Below are 16360 nucleotides of genomic sequence, written 5' to 3'. Positions count from 1 at the left end.
TCGATGGCAAAACCTTATACAATCCATGGTTTTTCGTGACACCGACGTCGAGGTAAACCGTGAGCACCCTGCCGCCCTGCCCCAAATGCAACTCCGAATACACCTACGAAGACGGCGCAATGCTGATCTGCCCGGAGTGCGCCCACGAGTGGTCCGCCGACGCCGGCGCCGAAACGGCCAGCGACGACAAAGTGATCAAGGACTCCGTTGGCAACGTCCTGCAGGACGGTGACACCATCACCGTGATCAAGGACCTCAAGGTCAAAGGCTCGTCCCTGGTGGTCAAGGTCGGCACCAAGGTGAAGAACATCCGCCTGGTGGACGGCGACCACGACATCGACTGCAAGATCGATGGCATCGGCGCGATGAAGCTGAAATCGGAGTTCGTGCGCAAGGTGTGATGCGCCTTGCTCCCCTCTCCCTTCAGGGAGAGGGGCCGGGGGAGAGGGCTACAGCCGCCCCTCACCCCTCCTGCAACACCCGCAGCGCCGCAGCCGCCAGAAAGCCCGAACGACTTTTCTGCTCCGGGTGATTCCTCACGTAGTCATCGATGCGATTGAGCAGATAGCCCGGCAGCGTAATGTTCAGTTTTTCCGCCTTGCCCATGTAGCGCGTCACGTCGATATCCACCAACGCCCAGGTGCAGCCGGCGTATTCGGGATTGGCTGCATGGAAGGTCACCTTCCGCGCCACCGGAATCGGTGCCCCCTCCTCCGCCAGAATTTCCAGATGCCCCTCGATGGCCTCGCGCGCCATGGCCATCGCGTCATCCAGATCGTCGCCCGCAGAGAAGCAGCCGGGCAGGTCCGGCACCTCCACGCCCCAGGCGTGCCCATCGTCACCGGGAAGAATCGCGATTGGGTAAAGCATGAGGTAGCTCCTCGGGAAAAGATGAAACGGACTCACTTGAGGCCCGCCTGCTTGAGAATGCTCGCCGCCGTTCGGGGCAGCAGGTCCTACTTCGGGTGGGGAATCGTCACCAGCCCCGGCTTAGTCAAGTGCTTGAAGTGGTGGTGACTGCCCCTGATCCTGACCAGAAACCATCCATCGGCCTCGATCAGCTCCATGAGTTGTCGGCTATTCACGTCCAGTCCTTGGCGCGGATTTGGTGGTCCAAACACAGAACTGCAATTCTTCGGTCGATAGATTGCCACTGACCGCCCGCTTCGCAGTATGGTCAGTCATCCACAGCACCAGGGACGAACCATGGCCATCAAACCCCAAGCCCCTCGCCAGCAGAAGCACCTCGCGGTCCTGATCGACGCCGACAACGCACCCGCCGCCATCATCGGCGGGCTGTTCGAGGAAATCGCCAAGTACGGCGTGGCCAGCGTGAAACGCATCTACGGCGACTGGACAGGCCCGCAATTAGGCAGCTGGAAGAAGGTGCTGCTCGACCATTCCATCCAGCCCATCCAGCAGTTCGCCTACACCAAGGGCAAGAATGCCACCGACAGCGCGCTGATCATCGACGCCATGGACCTGCTCTACACCCGGCGCTTCGACGGCTTCTGCCTGGTCTCCAGCGACAGCGACTTCACCCGCCTGGCCGCGCGGTTGCGGGAAGAAGGGCTCAGCGTCTACGGCTTCGGTGAAGAGAAAACGCCCAAGCCCTTCGTCGCGGCGTGCGACAAGTTCATCTACACCGAGATCCTTCGGGAAGACGCCGCCGAACCCACCAATGGCAGCAGCGACAAGGCCCAGCCCGAGCCTGCCGATACACCCACCCGAGCCGCCCGGCCCAAGGCACAGAAGGTGCCGGTGGACTTCATCGCCAAGCTCATCGACGACCTCTCCGACGAGGACGGCTGGATCCAGCTCGGTGCCCTTGGCCAGAACATCACCAAACTGCGCCCCGAGTTCGACGCCCGCCTCTTCGGCTTTCGCAAGCTCAGCGACCTGATCAAGGGCCAGAACAAGCGCTTCGAAATCCAGGTACGCGGCAGCAGCGCCAGCGGCGGCGAATCGCTCTACGTGCGCAACCGCAAAGGCGGCAAGTAGACCCGTAGGATGGCGTAGAGCGAAGCGAAAACCATCAACCCGGCAGCCAGCGGAAATTTCCGAAACCGCTTTTGAGCGCTTGTCCCCTCCCCGCCCCCTCCCTAACGTGCCCCGGTCGCGGTCAATCCCGCGGCCGGGTTTGACGACCTGAAACCACGTGCGCGTTTGCCTACGGTGCTGCCGGGAACGGACCGACATGTCCCGTGGAACCGACTATGCGTGCAGTTCCTTACACTGCACGCCCCTTATGGCAGACCGCTCGGGGAGACCCTTCGGGGTCTGCCGGCCCGTGGTCCGGTTCGTCAACCCCGCAGCGGTCTGCCACCCTTTCAATTGACGATGAAGGTGGCCGTTCCTCAACCAACCACGGGAGTTCCACCATGCATGACGCATACATCCCCACCTTCTTCACTCGTCACAACCGCCCCCTGCGCGGCGTGATGATCGACAACCAACCCTGGTTCTCCGCCTACGACTTCGCCCGCCTGCTCGGTCTGCACCACCCGCAATCCCTGCACCGCCGACTCAAGCCCCACGAAACCCGACGTGCCCCCATCCGCTACGCCAACGGCCATGAAGAAGAGCTCCAGGTCATCAACGAAGCCGGCCTCTACAAGGCCCTGATCCGCTTCGGCCACCCCGAATGCCAGCAACTGGATGAATGGCTCACCCGCGACGTCATCCCCACCCTGCGCGACCAGCATGCCGAGGACTACTACCGCCCGCGCCGCGTGATGCTGAGCTGGCAATCCCAACGCCTGACGCTGCTGGAGTGGCAAGGCGAGCTCTGGATGCCGTGGGAGCAGGTGCCGCACTACATGAAACACCCCACAAACCAATGATGGGTTTCGCTGCGCTCTACGCCATCCTACGGAGCCGGTCAGGCCACGATTCGTAGGATGGGTAGAGCTTGCGAAACCCATCAATACCCAGGCAAGGAAGCCCCCAATGACCGACTACCGCCGCGACCGCACCCCAGGCGCAACCTGGTTCTTCACCCTCAACCTGGCCGACCGTGACAGCCATCTGCTCACCGAACGCATCGACCTGCTCCGCACCAGCTTTCGCTATTGCATGACGCGCCATCCCTGGAGCATCGACGCCATTGTCATCCTTCCTGATCACCTCCATGCGCTCTGCACCTTGCCGCCGGGCGATGCGAATTACGCTCTACGCTGGCGCCAGATAAAGAGCGGCTTTTCCCGCGCAATGCCACCATGCGAAACGCTCTCTGCCAGTCGACGGAGCAAAGGCGAACGCGGAATCTGGCAACGACGTTTCTGGGAACATCGCATCCGCGATGAGGAGGATTTCGCGCGGCACGTGGATTACATCCACCACAACCCGCGCAAGCATGGCCACGTCGAACGGGTGGCCGATTGGCCGTGGTCATCGTTTCACCGCTATGTGAAGTCGGGAATCCTGCCGCGGGATTGGGCAGGGAGCGGGAATGACCTGAGCCACGGCGCCGGGGAATGGTGATGGGTTTCGCTGCGCTCTACGCCATCCTGCGCAGCGTCTGTAGGATGCGGTGGAGCGAAGCGATACCCATCAAAAAAAGCCCCGGCAATCGCCGGGGCTTTTTCATTCAACGCATCACTCAGCCGTTGCTGGGGAATGCGAACTGCGCGGCCTCGTGGCTGGCGCGCTGCGGCCAGCGCTGGGTGATGGCCTTGCGGCGGGTGTAGAAGCGCACGCCGTCCGGACCGTAGGCGTGCAGGTCGCCGAACAGGGAGCGCTTCCAGCCGCCGAAGCTGTGGTAGGCCACCGGTACCGGCAGCGGCACGTTGACGCCGACCATGCCCACTTCGATCTCGTCGCAGAACAGGCGCGCGGCTTCACCGTCGCGGGTGAAGATGCAGGTGCCGTTGCCGTACTCGTGGTCGTTGATCAGCTGCATGGCATCTTCCAGGCTGCCGACGCGGACGATGCACAGCACCGGGCCGAAGATTTCTTCCTGATAGATGCGCATGTCGGCTTTGACGTTGTCGAACAGGGTGCCGCCGACGAAGTAGCCGTCTTCATGACCGGCCACGCGGTAGCCACGGCCATCCACCACCAGTTTGGCGCCAGCGGCCACGCCGTCGTCGATGTAGCCGACCACCTTGTCGCGGGCGGCGGCGGTGACCAGCGGGCCCATGTCCAGGCCGCAGTTGGTGCCGGCGCCGATCTTCAGGGCCTTGATCTGCGGAACGATCTTGTCCACCAGGGCATCGGCGATCTGGTCGCCCACGCACACAGCCACGGAGATGGCCATGCAGCGCTCGCCGCAGGAACCGTAGGCGGCGCCCATCAGCGCGCTGACGGCGTTGTCGAGGTCGGCGTCGGGCATCAGAACGGCGTGGTTCTTGGCGCCGCCCAGGGCCTGCACGCGCTTGCCGCGCTTGGTGCCTTCGGCATAGATGTACTCGGCGATCGGCGTCGAGCCGACGAAGCTCAGAGCTTTGACTTCCGGTGCTTCGATCAGCGCGTCCACGGCTTCCTTGTCGCCGTTGACCACGTTCAGCACGCCCTTGGGCAGGCCGGCCTGGTGGAAGAGTTCGGCGATCAGCAGGGTGGAACTCGGGTCGCGCTCGGAGGGCTTGAGGATGAAGGTGTTGCCGCAGGCGATCGCCAGCGGGTACATCCACAGCGGCACCATGGCCGGGAAGTTGAACGGGGTGATGCCGGCGACCACGCCCAGCGGCTGGAAGTCGCTCCAGGCGTCGATGTTCGGGCCAACGTTCCGGGTGTATTCGCCCTTGAGGATTTCCGGGGCGGCGCAGGCGTACTCGACGTTCTCGATGCCGCGCTTCAGTTCGCCAGCGGCGTCTTCCAGGGTCTTGCCGTGCTCTTCGGCGATCAGCTTGGAGATGATGGCTTCGTTCTGTTCCAGCAGTTGCTTGAAGCGGAACAGCACCTGGGCGCGCTTGGCCGGCGGGGTGTTGCGCCAGGCCGGGAACGCGGCCTTGGCGGCGTCGATGGCTTGCTGGATGGTGGCGCGGCTGGCCAGGCCGACCTTGCGGTGGGCTTCGCCGGTGGCGGGGTTGAACACGTCTGCGGTGCGGCCTTGGTCGTCGATGCGTTCGCCGTTGATCAGGTGCGGGATGAGGCTCATGGGTGGGGTCTCTTGTAGGGCTATTGTCTGTGCGGCGCCGGATAGTCGGAGGGGCTGATACCCCCTCACCCCGGCCCTCTCCCAGAGGGAGAGGGAGTGGGTCCGTGCACTATTTCAATTCTGTTTCCACGAAGACCACTTCGTGGTCGCTGGCGTTGATCACGTTGTGCTCGACGCCAGCCTTGCGGAAGTAGCTCTGGCCGGCCACCAGGGGGGCGTGTTTGTCGCCCTCCGGGGTTTCCAGCAGCAGGGTGCCGTTGGTCATCGGTACCACGATGTAGTCGTAACCATGGCGGTGGCGACCGGTTTCGGCACCGGGGGCGAAGCGCCACTCGGTGACGATCACCTCGTCGTTATCCACCTGCACGGTGGGCACGGCCTGCGGGCGTTGACTCATCAATTCACGCCCTGCAGGGCCTGGCCGACGGCGTCGAACACGCGGTCGAGTTCTTCCGGCTTGGCGTTGAAGGTCGGGCCGAATTGCAGGGTGTCGCCACCGAAGCGCACGTAGAAACCGGCCTTCCACAGGGCCATGCCGGCCTCGAACGGACGCACGATGGCGTCGCCGTCACGCGGGGCGATCTGCAGGGCACCGGCCAGGCCGCAGTTGCGGATGTCGATGACGTGCTTGGCGCCCTTCAGGCCGTGGATGGCCTTCTCGAAGTGCGGGGCCAGTTCGGCGGATTGCTGCACCAGGTTTTCCTTCTCCAGCAGGTCCAGGGCGGCCAGGCCAGCGGCGCAGGCGACCGGGTGGGCGGAGTAGGTGTAGCCGTGGGTGAACTCGACGGCATATTCCGGCGTCGCCTGGTTCATGAAGGTCTGGTAGATCTCGCGGCTGGCGATCACCGCGCCCATGGGGATGGCGCCGTTGGTGATTTGCTTGGCCACGTTCATCAGGTCCGGGGTCACGCCGAAGTACTCGGCACCGGTCATGGTGCCCATGCGACCGAAGGCGGTGATCACTTCGTCGAAGATCAGCAGGATGTTGTGCTGGTCGCAGATTTCGCGCAGGCGCTGCAGGTAGCCCGCCGGCGGGACGATCACGCCAGCGGAACCGGACATCGGCTCGACGATCACGGCGGCGATGTTGGAGGCGTCATGCAGTTCGATCAGCTTGAGCAGCTCGTTGGCCAGCTCCACGCCGCCGGTTTCGGCAGCGCCCTTGGTGAAGGCCAGGCCCGGCTGCAGGGTGTGCGGCAGGTGGTCGACGTCCATCAGTTGGCCGAACATCTTGCGGTTGCCACCGATGCCGCCCAGCGCGGTGCCGGCGACGTTCACACCGTGGTAACCACGGGCGCGGCCGATCAGCTTGGTCTTCTGCGGCTGGCCTTTCAGGCGCCAGTAGGCACGGGCCATCTTGATGGAGGTGTCGGCGCACTCGGAGCCGGAACCGGTGAAGAACACGTGGTTCAACTCGCCCGGTGTGAGGTTGGCGATTTTCTCGGCCAGCTGGAAGGACAGCGGGTGGCCGTACTGGAAGCCTGGCGAATAGTCGAGGGTGCCGAGCTGCTTGGCCACGGCTTCCTGGATTTCCTTGCGCGAGTGACCGGCGCCGCAGGTCCACAGGCCGGACAGGCTGTCATAGATACGACGGCCCTGGTCATCGATCAGCCAGCTGCCTTCGGCCGCGACGATCAGGCGCGGGTCGCGCTGGAAGTTGCGGTTGGCGGAGAAGGGCATCCAGTGGGCGTCCAGCTTGAGCTGGCTGGCCAGGGGAAGTTGGGCGGTCTGCGGCATGTTCATGAGTGGCCTCGAGGGGGTCTTGTTCTGAGGTGCGACAAGTAACTTGATGCCGACATTGCCACGGGCATAAAGTCACGAAAATCCAACTTTTCATATCTTTAGATCAGAGGTTACTAAACCATGAGCAGCCGCCGCCCAGAGCCGTTGGCACAGGTCAGCGATTTCGATATCCGCCTGCTGCGCATCTTTCGCAGCGTGGTGGAATGCGGCGGTTTCTCCGCTGCCGAGAGCGTCCTGGGCATCGGTCGCTCGGCCATCAGCCAGCAGATGAGCGACCTGGAACAGCGCCTCGGCCTGCGCCTGTGTCAGCGCGGCCGTGCCGGTTTCGCCCTGACCGAGGAAGGCCGCGAGGTGTACCAGTCGTCCATGCAATTGCTGGCAGCGCTGGAAACCTTCCGCACCGAGGTCAACGGCCTGCACCAGCACTTGCGCGGCGAGCTGAACATCGGCCTCACCGACAACCTGGTGACCCTGCCGCACATGCGCATCACCCACGCCCTGTCGCGGTTGAAAGAGCGCGGACCGGACGTGCAGATCAACATCCGCATGACGCCCCCCAGCGAGGTCGAGCAAGGGGTGCTCGACGGTCGCCTGCATGTCGGTGTGGTGCCGCAGACCGCCGCCCTTTCGGGGCTGGAGTACCAGCCGCTGTACAGCGAGCGCTCGCTGCTCTACTGCGCCGTGGGCCATCCGCTGTTCTACGCCGACGACGCCCAGCTCAGCGACGAACGCCTGAACCAGCAGGACGCCATCGCCCCCACCTTCCGCCTGCCGGCGGAGATCCAGGCGCACTACCAGGTGCTCAATTGCAGCGCCAGCGCCTCCGACCGCGAGGGTATGGCCTTCCTGATCCTCACTGGCCGCTATATCGGCTACCTGCCGGACCACTACGCCACCTTCTGGGTGCAGCAGGGCCGGCTGCGGGCACTGAAACCGGCAAGCCGCTTCTATGACTTGTCCCTGTCCTCGGTGACGCGCAAGGGCCGCCGGCCGCACCTGGTGCTGGAGAGCTTCCTGGACGCGCTGGCCGCGACCAGCTGAAGGGCGATACCTGCACCAGCCCGGCGCAGGGGCCCTCCTTTTGGTGCGATCCCCCACTCCCGGAACACCGCCGCGTCCCGTCGCAAGCCGCGTCACGCCTGAAAAACTGTTCAACTGGTCAGCTTCTTGCAGTGCAGCCGCCACTCACTACCCGCGGGGCGCACCATGCACAGCGAAGCAACCAGCAACACCGATCTGATCTACGGCCTGGAAGACCGGCCCAACCCCCTGCAGTCCTTCTGTGCCGCGCTGCAGCATGTGTTGGCCAGCGTGGTTGGCATCATCACGCCGCCACTGGTGATCGGCGGCGCCCTGGGCCTGGGCGAGCACCTGCCCTACCTCATCAGCATGGCGCTGATGGTGTCCGGCGTCGGCACCTTCATCCAGGCGCGGCGGCCCCTGGGTATCGGCGCCGGGATGATCTGCCTGCAAGGCACCAGCTTCGCCTTCCTCGGCGCGGTGCTCGCGGCCGGCTTCCTGGTGAAGAGCCGTGGTGGTAGCCCGGAGGACATCCTGGCCATGATCTTCGGCGTGTGCTTCTTCGGCGCCTTCGTACAGGTCGTGCTGAGCCGCTTCATCGGCCAGTTGCGGCGGATCATCACGCCGCTGGTGACGGGCATCGTCATCACCCTGATCGGCGTGAGCCTGATCAAGGTGGGCATCACCGACATCGGCGGCGGCTTCAAGGCGGCGGATTTCGGCGCTCCGGGGAACCTGGCCCTGGGCGCCCTGGTGCTGCTGACCATCATCCTGCTCAACCGCTCGCGCAACCCTTGGGTGCGCCTGTCGTCGATCCTCATCGGTCTGGTCGTGGGCAGCCTGGTGGCCCTGGCCACCGGCAAGCTGGCGCCACAGCCGCTGCCGGACCTGCCGCTGATCAGCGTGCCGGTACCCTTCAAGTTCGGGTTCAGCTTCGACTGGACGGCGTTCATCCCGGTGGCGCTGATCTACCTCATCAGCACCATCGAGACCGTGGGCGACCTCACCGCCAACTGCATGCTCTCGCGCAAACCCTTCGAAGGCCCGGAGTACGAGGCGCGCCTGAAAGGCGGCGTGCTGGGTGATGGCGTCAGCTGCCTGATCGCCGCCACTTTCAGCGCCTTCCCCAATACCACCTTCGCGCAGAATAACGGGGTGATTCAGCTCACCGGCGTCGCCAGCCGTCACGTCGGCCTCTATATAGGTGCGGTCCTGCTGGTGCTCGGCCTGTTCCCGCTGATCGGCGCCCTGCTGCAGCAGATTCCCAAGCCGGTGCTGGGCGGCGCCACGCTGGTGATGTTCGGCAGCGTGGCAGCGGCCGGCATCCGCATCCTCGCGCAAGTGGATCTGGACCGCCGCAGCCTGCTGATCATCGCCGGCTCCTTCGGCGTCGGCCTGGGCGTCGCGGCCCAGCCCACCCTGCTGCACCAGATGCCGCAGATCGTGCAGAGCCTGTTCGACTCGGCCATCACCTGCGGCGGTGTGACGGCCATCCTGCTGAGCCTGCTGTTGCCATCGGAGCCGGCGCGGGAAACGGCACTGGAAAGCAGCGGAATCTGACCGCTGGCAGTGCGAAACGGCTGCATCCCGGCCCCATTCGGGTGCAGCCGTGAAATTACCTGACCGCCACTACAGTTTTGTCTTGTCGGACACGCCATCCTGGGTTATCAGTGCTGTCGCCAACCCCACTCAGAATCAGGAAACCTATGACTTCACTGGTGCCCGCCCACAGCCCGAATCCTTCCGCAAAACCCGCCGGCCGCATCCGTCAGAAGAACGAAGAGCTGATACTGGCCGCTGCGGAAGAAGAGTTCGCCCGCCACGGCTTCAAGGGCACCAGCATGAACACCATCGCCCTGCGCGCAGGGCTGCCCAAGGCCAACCTGCACTACTACTTCAGCAACAAGCTGGGCCTGTACATCGCCGTGCTGAGCAACCACCTGGAACTCTGGGACAGCACCTTCAACACCCTCACCGCCGAAGACGATCCGGCCGAGGCCCTGGCCCGCTACATTCGCGCCAAGATGGAATTCTCCCGACGCCACCCGCTGGCCTCGAAGATCTTCGCCATGGAGATCATCAGCGGCGGCGGCTGCCTCGAAGCTCATTTCGATCAGGACTACCGCACCTGGTTCAAGGGCCGTGCCGGGGTGTTCGAAGCCTGGATCGCCGCCGGCAAGATGGACCCGGTGGACCCGGTCAACCTGATCTTCCTGCTCTGGGGCAGCACCCAGCACTACGCTGACTTCAACACCCAGATCTGCCGCGTCACCGGGCGCAAACGCCTGACCAAGGAAGATTTCGAGACGGCCACGCAGAACCTTATCCAGATCATCCTCAAGGGCTGCGGCCTGACTCCCCCCGCGACCGCCTGATGCCCTTCACGCTCACCGCTCCCGCCGAGTACCGCGAGGAGATCAAGAAGAGCCGCTTCATCGCTCATGCCGCGCCGGTGGCCAGCGTAGAGGAAGCGCAGGCCTTCATCGCGCGCCTGTCCGAACCTGGCGCCTCGCACAACTGCTGGGCCTGGAAGCTGGGCAACCAGTACCGCTTCAGCGACGACGGCGAACCCGGCGGCACTGCCGGCCGCCCGATCCTCGCCGCCATCGAAGGCCAGGACTGTGACCAGGTGGCAGTGCTGGTGATCCGCTATTACGGCGGCATCCAGCTCGGCACCGGTGGCCTCGCCCGTGCCTACGGCGGCAGCGCCGCCAAATGCCTGCAAGGCGGCCAGCGCGTGGAGCTGGTGGCCCGCAGCCGAGTCAGCTGTCACCCCGCCTTTGCCGAACTGCCCGTACTGAAAGCCCGCCTGGGTGAATTCGAGGCGTTGGTGGAAAGCGAACAGTTCGACGCCGAAGGTGCGGAGCTGGTGCTGGCCCTGCCCGACGGCCGCATTGCCGACCTGGAACGGCTGCTGCGGGATATCAGCCGGGGACGGATTGGGGTGAAGCGGCTGTAGCCCCATCTGTGGAGGCGCGTACCACCCACAATTTCTGTGGAGCCGGCTGTGGATAACTCGTGGGCTGCTCGCTGGAACGCCGCTGCGGTGAGGCTTAGCAAGAATTGTTCGCTTTTTGCCCAGACTCGGGCTTATCCCCCGCCCCAAAGATAAGCAGCTGATTTGCTAAGGCATTCCTTTGCGCACCAAGGCAGCGCAAGGGGGCTGCGGGGCGCCGTGGGGGGCGGCTTTTTGTCCACGCCGGACGGGGAAAAGACTGTGGATAAGCTTGGGAATAGCCCCCACAACCCAGCGGCCACGCCACCTGCAAGAAATTGATCAAAAAACGATCAGCACCTTCGCATCGAAAACGCTCACCTCGCACCAGCAGCGGGCGTCCGCACACAACACGTGGCCGCCCGCCTGCTGACGCAGCCCTTCTGTCATGCACCCTGGCGGCTTTCCTGACCTCATGGCCAGCTTTTTGCTTCGGCCCCGGCATTGCGCATTGCCTCAGGAAAAGGCCCCATGATCAGCTCCAATTCGCCGCCACGCCTCGAACTGCGTGGCATCACCAAACGCTACCCCGGCTGCCTGGCCAACGACCACGTCGACCTGTGCATAGGACCGGGAGAAATCCATGCCTTGCTGGGCGAGAACGGCGCCGGCAAGAGCACCTTGATGAAGATCATCTACGGCGTGACCCAGCCGGACGCGGGCGAAATCCGCTGGATGGGGCAAGCCGTGCAAGTGCGCGACCCGGCCCAGGCACGCGAACTGGGCATCGGCATGGTGTTCCAGCACTTCTCGCTGTTCGAGACGCTGACCGTGGCGGAGAACATCGCCCTCGCCCTGGGTAGCGAAGCCGGCACGCCGAAGCAGCTGGAGCCGCGCATCCGCGAAGTCTCGCGGCGCTATGGCATGGCACTGGAGCCGGAACGGCTGGTGCATGGGTTGTCCATCGGCGAGCGGCAGCGGGTGGAAATCGTCCGCTGCCTGATGCAGGACATCCGCCTGCTGATCCTCGACGAACCCACCTCGGTGCTCACGCCGCAGGAGGCGGATGAGTTGTTCGTCACCCTGCGCCGGCTCGCCGACGAGGGCTGCAGCATCCTCTTCATCAGCCACAAGCTGGGCGAAGTGCGCGCTCTTTGCCAAAGCGCCACCGTGCTGCGCGGCGGCCGGGTATCCGGGCATTGCGTACCGGCTGAATGCAGTGACCTGGAACTGGCGCGACTGATGGTGGGCGATGCCGAAGGGTTGTCGGCCAGTTACCCGAAAGTCTCTGGCGGCGCGCCGTTCCTGAATCTGTCCGGGCTGTCGTGGAGCAACCCCGACCCCTTCGGTATTTCCCTGGCCGACCTGCAACTGGAAGTGCGCAGCGGCGAGATCGTCGGCATCGCCGGGGTCGCCGGCAACGGCCAGGACGAGTTGCTCGCCCTGCTCTCAGGCGAACAACGCCTCACCGGGGCCGACGCCGGCAGCGTGCGCTTCTCCGGCAGCCCGGTGGGCCAGTTGCGCCCGGATGCGCGCCGCGCCCTTGGCCTTGCCTTCGTCCCCGCCGAACGCCTGGGCCACGGTGCGGTGCCGGAATTGAGCCTGGCGGACAACGCCCTGCTCACGGCATCCGGCCAGGGCCTGGTGAGTCGTGGGTTGATCCGCCGAGGCCGGGTGCTGGCCTTCGCCGACGACATCATCCGCCGCTTCGCCGTGAAAACGCCCGATGCCCAGGCGCCTGCCCGTAGCCTGTCCGGCGGCAACCTGCAGAAATTCATCCTCGGACGGGAAATCCTCCAGCAGCCGAAACTGCTGGTGGCCGCCCACCCCACCTGGGGCGTGGACGTGGGCGCCGCAGCGGCCATCCACCGCGCGCTGATCGCCTTGCGCGACGCCGGTGCGGCCATCCTGGTGATCTCCGAAGACCTCGACGAACTGTTCCAGATCAGCGATCGCATCGGCGCCCTCTGCGCCGGACGCCTATCGCCGCTCAAAGCCTGCGCCGCCACCAGCCCGGTGGAAGTCGGCCGCTGGATGGCCGGGCAGTTCGATCAATCCCAAGCCGCCTGAACGAGACCCTTCCATGTTGCTATCCCTGGAACCCCGCCAGCAGCAGTCGCGCGCGATGCTCGCACTGTCGCCGCTGCTGGCCGGGCTGCTCACCCTGGCCAGCGGCGCGCTGCTGTTCGCCGCCCTCGGCCATGACCCGCTGGAAACCCTGCATACCCTGCTGATTGCGCCCATCAGCGACCTCTACGGGCTCTCCGAACTGCTGGTCAAAGCGCTGCCGATTCTGCTCTGCGCGCTGGGCCTGGCGGTCGCCTACCAGGCGCGGGTGTGGAACATCGGCGCCGAGGGCCAGTTGCTGATCGGCGCCCTGGCCGGCAGCGCGCTGGCCGTGCAGATCATCGACTGGGAAAGCCGCTGGGCCCTGGCGTTGGTACTGGCTGCCGGCACCCTGGCTGGCGCTGCCTGGGGCGGTCTGGCGGCGTGGCTGAGAACGCGCTTCAACGCCAACGAAATCCTCACCACCATCATGCTCAACTACATCGCCCTGAACCTGCTGCTGCATTTCGTGCATGGCCCCTTGAAGGACCCGGCCGGTTTCAACTTCCCCGAGTCGGCGATGTTCGGCGACGCCTCGCGACTGCCGCCGCTGCTGGAAGACCTGCGGGTGCATGTCGGCCTGTACTTCACCCTGCTGGCGCTGGTGGTGGTCTGGGTGCTGCTGCAGAAGAGTTTCCTCGGTTTCCAGATCAAGGTGCTGGGCCTGGACCAACGCGCCGCCGGCTTCGTCGGTTTCCGCGAGAAGCGCCTGGTCTGGCTGGTGCTGCTGATCAGTGGCGGCCTTGCAGGCCTGGCCGGCGTGGGCGAAGTCACCGGGCCTATCGGCCAACTGGTGCCCCAGGTATCGCCGGGCTATGGCTACGCGGCGATTACCGTGGCCTTCCTCGGCCGGTTGAATCCCTTCGGCATCCTCGCCGCCGGCCTGCTGATGGCCCTGCTCTACCTGGGCGGCGAGAACGCGCAGATGGCGCTGAACCTGCCGCAATCCATCACCGAACTCTTCCAGGGAATGATGCTGTTCTTCCTGCTGGCCTGTGACGTGCTGATCCTCTACCGGCCGCGCCTGACAGTGCGCTGGCGAAGAAGGGAGCAGGTCAGGGAGGCGATGGCGTGAGGCACAGTCCGGCATCCCTCACCCTAACCCTCTCCCAGAGGGAGAGGGGACTTTCCCCGAGCCTCTTCAACCTCCCCTCTCCCCTTGGGAGAGGGGCCGGGGGTGAGGGACGCAGAGCAAAACACGAAGACCAATCTTGGAGCACCCCATGGACCTCGATCTGCTGAGCAACATCCTTTTCGCCATGGTGCGCTGCGGTACGCCCCTGCTGCTGGTGGCCCTGGGCGAGCTGGTGTGCGAGAAGAGCGGCGTGCTCAACCTCGGCCAGGAGGGGATGATGCTGTTCGGCGCCGTGGTGGGTTTCATCGCCGCCCTGGCCACCGGCAACCTCTGGCTCGGCGTGCTGCTGGCGATGGCCGCCGGCGTGCTGCTGTCGGCCCTCTTCGCCCTGGTGGCGCTGGGCTGCAACGCCAACCAGGTGGCCACGGGCCTGGCCTTGACCATCTTCGGCGTGGGCTTGTCGTCCTTCGTCGGCGCGGCCTGGGTGGGCAAACCGCTCGCGGGGTTCGAGCCGGTGGCCATTCCGCTGCTGAGCGAGATTCCACTGCTGGGCCGCATGCTCTTCGCCCAGGACCTGCTGGTGTACCTCAGCTTCGCGCTATTCGCACTGGTGGCCTGGGTACTGCTGAAGAGCCGCATCGGCCTGGTGATCCAGGCGGTGGGCGAGAACCCCGACGCGGCCAGCGCCATGGGCCTGCCGGTGATGCGCGTGCGCACCCTCGCGGTGCTGTTCGGCGGCGCCATGGCGGGCATGGCCGGGGCTTACCTGTCGCTGGCCTACACGCCGATGTGGGCGGAAAACATGACCGCAGGACGTGGCTGGATCGCCCTCGCCCTGGTGGTGTTCGCCAGCTGGCGGGTATTGCGCGTGCTGCTCGGTGCTTACCTGTTCGGCCTGGCCAGCATCCTCCACCTGGTGGCCCAGGGCCTGGGGCTGGCGATCCCGGCCAACCTGCTGGCGATGCTGCCCTACGTGGCGACCATCCTGGTGCTGGTACTGCTCTCGCGAGATGCCCTGCGCACCCGCTTGTTCGCGCCGGTATCGCTGGGCCAGCCGTGGCGCGCCGGTCACTGACGCACCAGCAGAAGGCGTGCCGCACCAACTTCAGGCCCCGCCCAGTGCGGGGCCTCGACGTTTCCGGTGGGCTGAAGCCCACCCTTCGGGGTTTGCACAGTTGCTTGTCCGCTTGGTCAGCTTTTTGCAAACAAGCCTGCAGCGTAAACGCCACTACAGGACCAAAGGAGCAACACCCGTGATGCACAAGAACATCAAAAAGAACGTGCTGCGTACCCTGGCGGCCGCCATCGGCTTCAGCAGCATCCTTTCCGCCAGCGCCGCCGACCCGCTGAAGGTGGGCTTCGTCTATGTCGGCCCCATCGGCGACCACGGCTGGACCTACCAGCACGAGCAGGGCCGCAAGGCGCTGGAAGCCAGGTTCGGCGACAAGGTGCAGACCAGTTTCGTCGAGAACGTGGCCGAAGGCGCCGACGCCGAGCGGGTGATCCGCAACATGGCCAAGGGGGGCTATGACCTGGTGTTCACCACCTCCTTCGGCTACATGAACCCCACCGCCAAAGTGGCCAAGCAGTTCCCCAAGGTCACCTTCGAGCACGCCACCGGCTACAAGCAGGACAAGAACCTCGGCACCTACCTGTCGCGCTCCTATGAAGGCCGCTATGTCGGCGGTTACCTGGCGGCGAAGATGACCAAGACCCACAAGATCGGCTACATCGCCTCCTTCCCCATTCCCGAGGTGATCCGCGACATCAATGCCATCCAACTGGCGCTGAACAAGTACGACCCGCAGGCGGAGATCAAGGTGGTGTGGGTCAACACCTGGTTCGACCCGGGCAAGGAATCCGACGCGGCCAACGCGCTGATCGACCAGGGCGTGGACGTGATCTTCCAGCACACCGACAGCCCGGCACCGATCCAGGCCGCCGAACGTCGCGGCGCGTACTCGGTGGGCTACGCCTCGGACATGGCCCACTTCGGGCCGAAAGCCGTGCTCACCTCCATCGTCAACAACTGGGGCCCGCACTACATCCAGGCCACCCAGGGCGTGATGGACGGCAACTGGAAGCCACAGGACTTCTGGGGCGGCCTGAGTGAAGAAACCATCGAGCTGCCCATCAGCGACCTGGTGCCGGCCGATGCGAAGGCCGAAGCCGAGAAGCTGATTGCCAGCATCAAGAGCGGTGAATTCCACCCCTTCACCGGCCCGATCAAGGACCAGTCCGGCGCGGTGAAACTGGCTGACGGCGTGGTGGCCACCAATGCCGACCTGGCCTCGATGAACTACTACGTAGAAGGCATCAAGGCGGAACTGCCGAAGTAACCTTCCGCCAACCCTCTCCTCTCGGGAGAGGGTTGGGGAAAGAG

The 16360-nt window shown here is 65.0% G+C and carries 16 protein-coding genes and 1 pseudogene; 12 read left to right on the top strand and 5 right to left on the bottom strand.

Annotated elements, in window-relative coordinates; genetic code table 11:
* Positions 1-59: 59 nt before the first annotated feature.
* Positions 60-401, top strand: coding sequence for a zinc ribbon domain-containing protein YjdM (locus G559_RS0124870; protein ID WP_028630822.1), 342 nt, complete (start codon positions 60-62; stop codon positions 399-401).
* Between the two features lie 61 nt (positions 402-462).
* Here G559_RS0124870 and G559_RS0124865 read toward each other — a convergent pair whose 3' ends face one another.
* Both G559_RS0124865 and G559_RS30140 read right to left on the bottom strand, forming a co-directional pair.
* On the bottom strand, positions 463-870 hold the full coding sequence (locus tag G559_RS0124865) for a type II toxin-antitoxin system HicB family antitoxin (protein ID WP_028630821.1): 408 nt from the start codon (positions 868-870) through the stop codon (positions 463-465).
* Positions 871-959: 89 nt separating this feature from the next.
* Positions 960-1085 (bottom strand): annotated as a pseudogene (locus G559_RS30140) (type II toxin-antitoxin system HicA family toxin); the annotation flags it as partial.
* Between the two features lie 121 nt (positions 1086-1206).
* Here G559_RS30140 and G559_RS0124855 point away from each other — a divergent pair.
* From G559_RS0124855 to G559_RS0124845, 3 genes are all read left to right on the top strand, one after another.
* Positions 1207-2001 carry an NYN domain-containing protein gene (locus G559_RS0124855; protein WP_028630820.1) on the top strand — a complete coding sequence of 265 codons (795 nt, stop codon included), beginning with the start codon at positions 1207-1209 and terminating at the stop codon, positions 1999-2001.
* A gap of 380 nt (positions 2002-2381) precedes the next feature.
* Positions 2382-2843, top strand: a complete 462-nt coding sequence (locus tag G559_RS0124850; protein ID WP_028630819.1) for a BRO-N domain-containing protein — start codon at positions 2382-2384, stop codon at positions 2841-2843.
* 106 nt (positions 2844-2949) lie between these two features.
* Positions 2950-3483: an REP-associated tyrosine transposase gene (locus tag G559_RS0124845; protein ID WP_028630818.1), complete on the top strand. Its 534-nt coding sequence runs from the start codon at positions 2950-2952 to the stop codon at positions 3481-3483.
* Between the two features lie 118 nt (positions 3484-3601).
* Here the strand turns inward: G559_RS0124845 and G559_RS0124840 are convergent, their stop codons facing one another.
* The 3 genes from G559_RS0124840 to G559_RS0124830 all read right to left on the bottom strand — a co-directional run bounded on the left by G559_RS0124840 (position 3602) and on the right by G559_RS0124830 (position 6841).
* Positions 3602-5098, bottom strand: a complete 1497-nt coding sequence (locus G559_RS0124840) for a CoA-acylating methylmalonate-semialdehyde dehydrogenase (RefSeq protein ID WP_028630817.1) — start codon at positions 5096-5098, stop codon at positions 3602-3604.
* 109 nt (positions 5099-5207) lie between these two features.
* Positions 5208-5495 carry a cupin domain-containing protein gene (locus tag G559_RS0124835; protein ID WP_028630816.1) on the bottom strand — a complete coding sequence of 96 codons (288 nt, stop codon included), beginning with the start codon at positions 5493-5495 and terminating at the stop codon, positions 5208-5210.
* Positions 5495-6841, bottom strand: coding sequence for an aspartate aminotransferase family protein (locus tag G559_RS0124830; RefSeq protein ID WP_028630815.1), 1347 nt, complete (start codon positions 6839-6841; stop codon positions 5495-5497). Before G559_RS0124830 ends, G559_RS0124835 begins: the two co-directional genes overlap by 1 nt.
* Positions 6842-6961: 120 nt before the next feature.
* Between G559_RS0124830 and G559_RS0124825 the strand changes: the two genes are divergently transcribed.
* The 8 genes from G559_RS0124825 (at position 6962) to G559_RS0124785 (ending at position 16316) form a co-directional block, all read left to right on the top strand.
* Complete coding sequence (locus G559_RS0124825; RefSeq protein ID WP_028630814.1) at positions 6962-7882, top strand: LysR family transcriptional regulator; 921 nt, start codon at positions 6962-6964, stop codon at positions 7880-7882.
* 165 nt (positions 7883-8047) lie between these two features.
* Complete coding sequence (locus G559_RS0124820; RefSeq protein WP_028630813.1) at positions 8048-9421, top strand: uracil-xanthine permease family protein; 1374 nt, start codon at positions 8048-8050, stop codon at positions 9419-9421.
* 146 nt (positions 9422-9567) lie between these two features.
* Positions 9568-10236: a TetR/AcrR family transcriptional regulator gene (locus G559_RS0124815; RefSeq protein ID WP_028630812.1), complete on the top strand. Its 669-nt coding sequence runs from the start codon at positions 9568-9570 to the stop codon at positions 10234-10236.
* Positions 10236-10820 carry an IMPACT family protein gene (locus tag G559_RS0124810; protein ID WP_028630811.1) on the top strand — a complete coding sequence of 195 codons (585 nt, stop codon included), beginning with the start codon at positions 10236-10238 and terminating at the stop codon, positions 10818-10820. Before G559_RS0124815 ends, G559_RS0124810 begins: the two co-directional genes overlap by 1 nt.
* Positions 10821-11327: 507 nt before the next feature.
* Positions 11328-12866: an ABC transporter ATP-binding protein gene (locus G559_RS0124800; protein ID WP_028630810.1), complete on the top strand. Its 1539-nt coding sequence runs from the start codon at positions 11328-11330 to the stop codon at positions 12864-12866.
* Between the two features lie 13 nt (positions 12867-12879).
* Positions 12880-13977: an ABC transporter permease gene (locus G559_RS0124795; RefSeq protein WP_028630809.1), complete on the top strand. Its 1098-nt coding sequence runs from the start codon at positions 12880-12882 to the stop codon at positions 13975-13977.
* 148 nt (positions 13978-14125) lie between these two features.
* Entirely contained in the window at positions 14126-15052 is a 927-nt protein-coding gene (locus tag G559_RS0124790; RefSeq protein ID WP_028630808.1) for an ABC transporter permease, read from the top strand.
* 181 nt (positions 15053-15233) lie between these two features.
* Positions 15234-16316 (top strand): BMP family ABC transporter substrate-binding protein, encoded by a 1083-nt coding sequence (locus tag G559_RS0124785; RefSeq protein WP_028630807.1) that lies wholly within the window; start codon positions 15234-15236, stop codon positions 16314-16316.
* The last annotated feature ends 44 nt before the right edge of the window (positions 16317-16360 follow it).

It is taken from the genome of Metapseudomonas resinovorans DSM 21078 (genome assembly GCF_000423545.1).
Classification (GTDB): Bacteria; Pseudomonadota; Gammaproteobacteria; order Pseudomonadales; family Pseudomonadaceae; genus Metapseudomonas; species Metapseudomonas resinovorans.
The sequence above is the reverse complement of the archived record's forward strand: the minus strand, read 5'-3'. Positions and strand labels throughout refer to the sequence as shown.

Coding starts and splice junctions, on each gene's coding strand:
- G559_RS0124785 (WP_028630807.1), top strand. CDS start 15,234: ATGCACAAGAACATCAAAAAGAACGTGCTGCGTACCCTGGCGGCCGCC.
- G559_RS0124865 (WP_028630821.1), bottom strand. CDS start 870: ATGCTTTACCCAATCGCGATTCTTCCCGGTGACGATGGGCACGCCTGG.
- G559_RS0124820 (WP_028630813.1), top strand. CDS start 8,048: ATGCACAGCGAAGCAACCAGCAACACCGATCTGATCTACGGCCTGGAA.
- G559_RS0124855 (WP_028630820.1), top strand. CDS start 1,207: ATGGCCATCAAACCCCAAGCCCCTCGCCAGCAGAAGCACCTCGCGGTC.
- G559_RS0124790 (WP_028630808.1), top strand. CDS start 14,126: ATGGACCTCGATCTGCTGAGCAACATCCTTTTCGCCATGGTGCGCTGC.
- G559_RS0124825 (WP_028630814.1), top strand. CDS start 6,962: ATGAGCAGCCGCCGCCCAGAGCCGTTGGCACAGGTCAGCGATTTCGAT.
- G559_RS0124850 (WP_028630819.1), top strand. CDS start 2,382: ATGCATGACGCATACATCCCCACCTTCTTCACTCGTCACAACCGCCCC.
- G559_RS0124815 (WP_028630812.1), top strand. CDS start 9,568: ATGACTTCACTGGTGCCCGCCCACAGCCCGAATCCTTCCGCAAAACCC.
- G559_RS0124810 (WP_028630811.1), top strand. CDS start 10,236: ATGCCCTTCACGCTCACCGCTCCCGCCGAGTACCGCGAGGAGATCAAG.
- G559_RS0124835 (WP_028630816.1), bottom strand. CDS start 5,495: ATGAGTCAACGCCCGCAGGCCGTGCCCACCGTGCAGGTGGATAACGAC.
- G559_RS0124840 (WP_028630817.1), bottom strand. CDS start 5,098: ATGAGCCTCATCCCGCACCTGATCAACGGCGAACGCATCGACGACCAA.
- G559_RS0124830 (WP_028630815.1), bottom strand. CDS start 6,841: ATGAACATGCCGCAGACCGCCCAACTTCCCCTGGCCAGCCAGCTCAAG.
- G559_RS0124800 (WP_028630810.1), top strand. CDS start 11,328: ATGATCAGCTCCAATTCGCCGCCACGCCTCGAACTGCGTGGCATCACC.
- G559_RS0124845 (WP_028630818.1), top strand. CDS start 2,950: ATGACCGACTACCGCCGCGACCGCACCCCAGGCGCAACCTGGTTCTTC.
- G559_RS0124795 (WP_028630809.1), top strand. CDS start 12,880: ATGTTGCTATCCCTGGAACCCCGCCAGCAGCAGTCGCGCGCGATGCTC.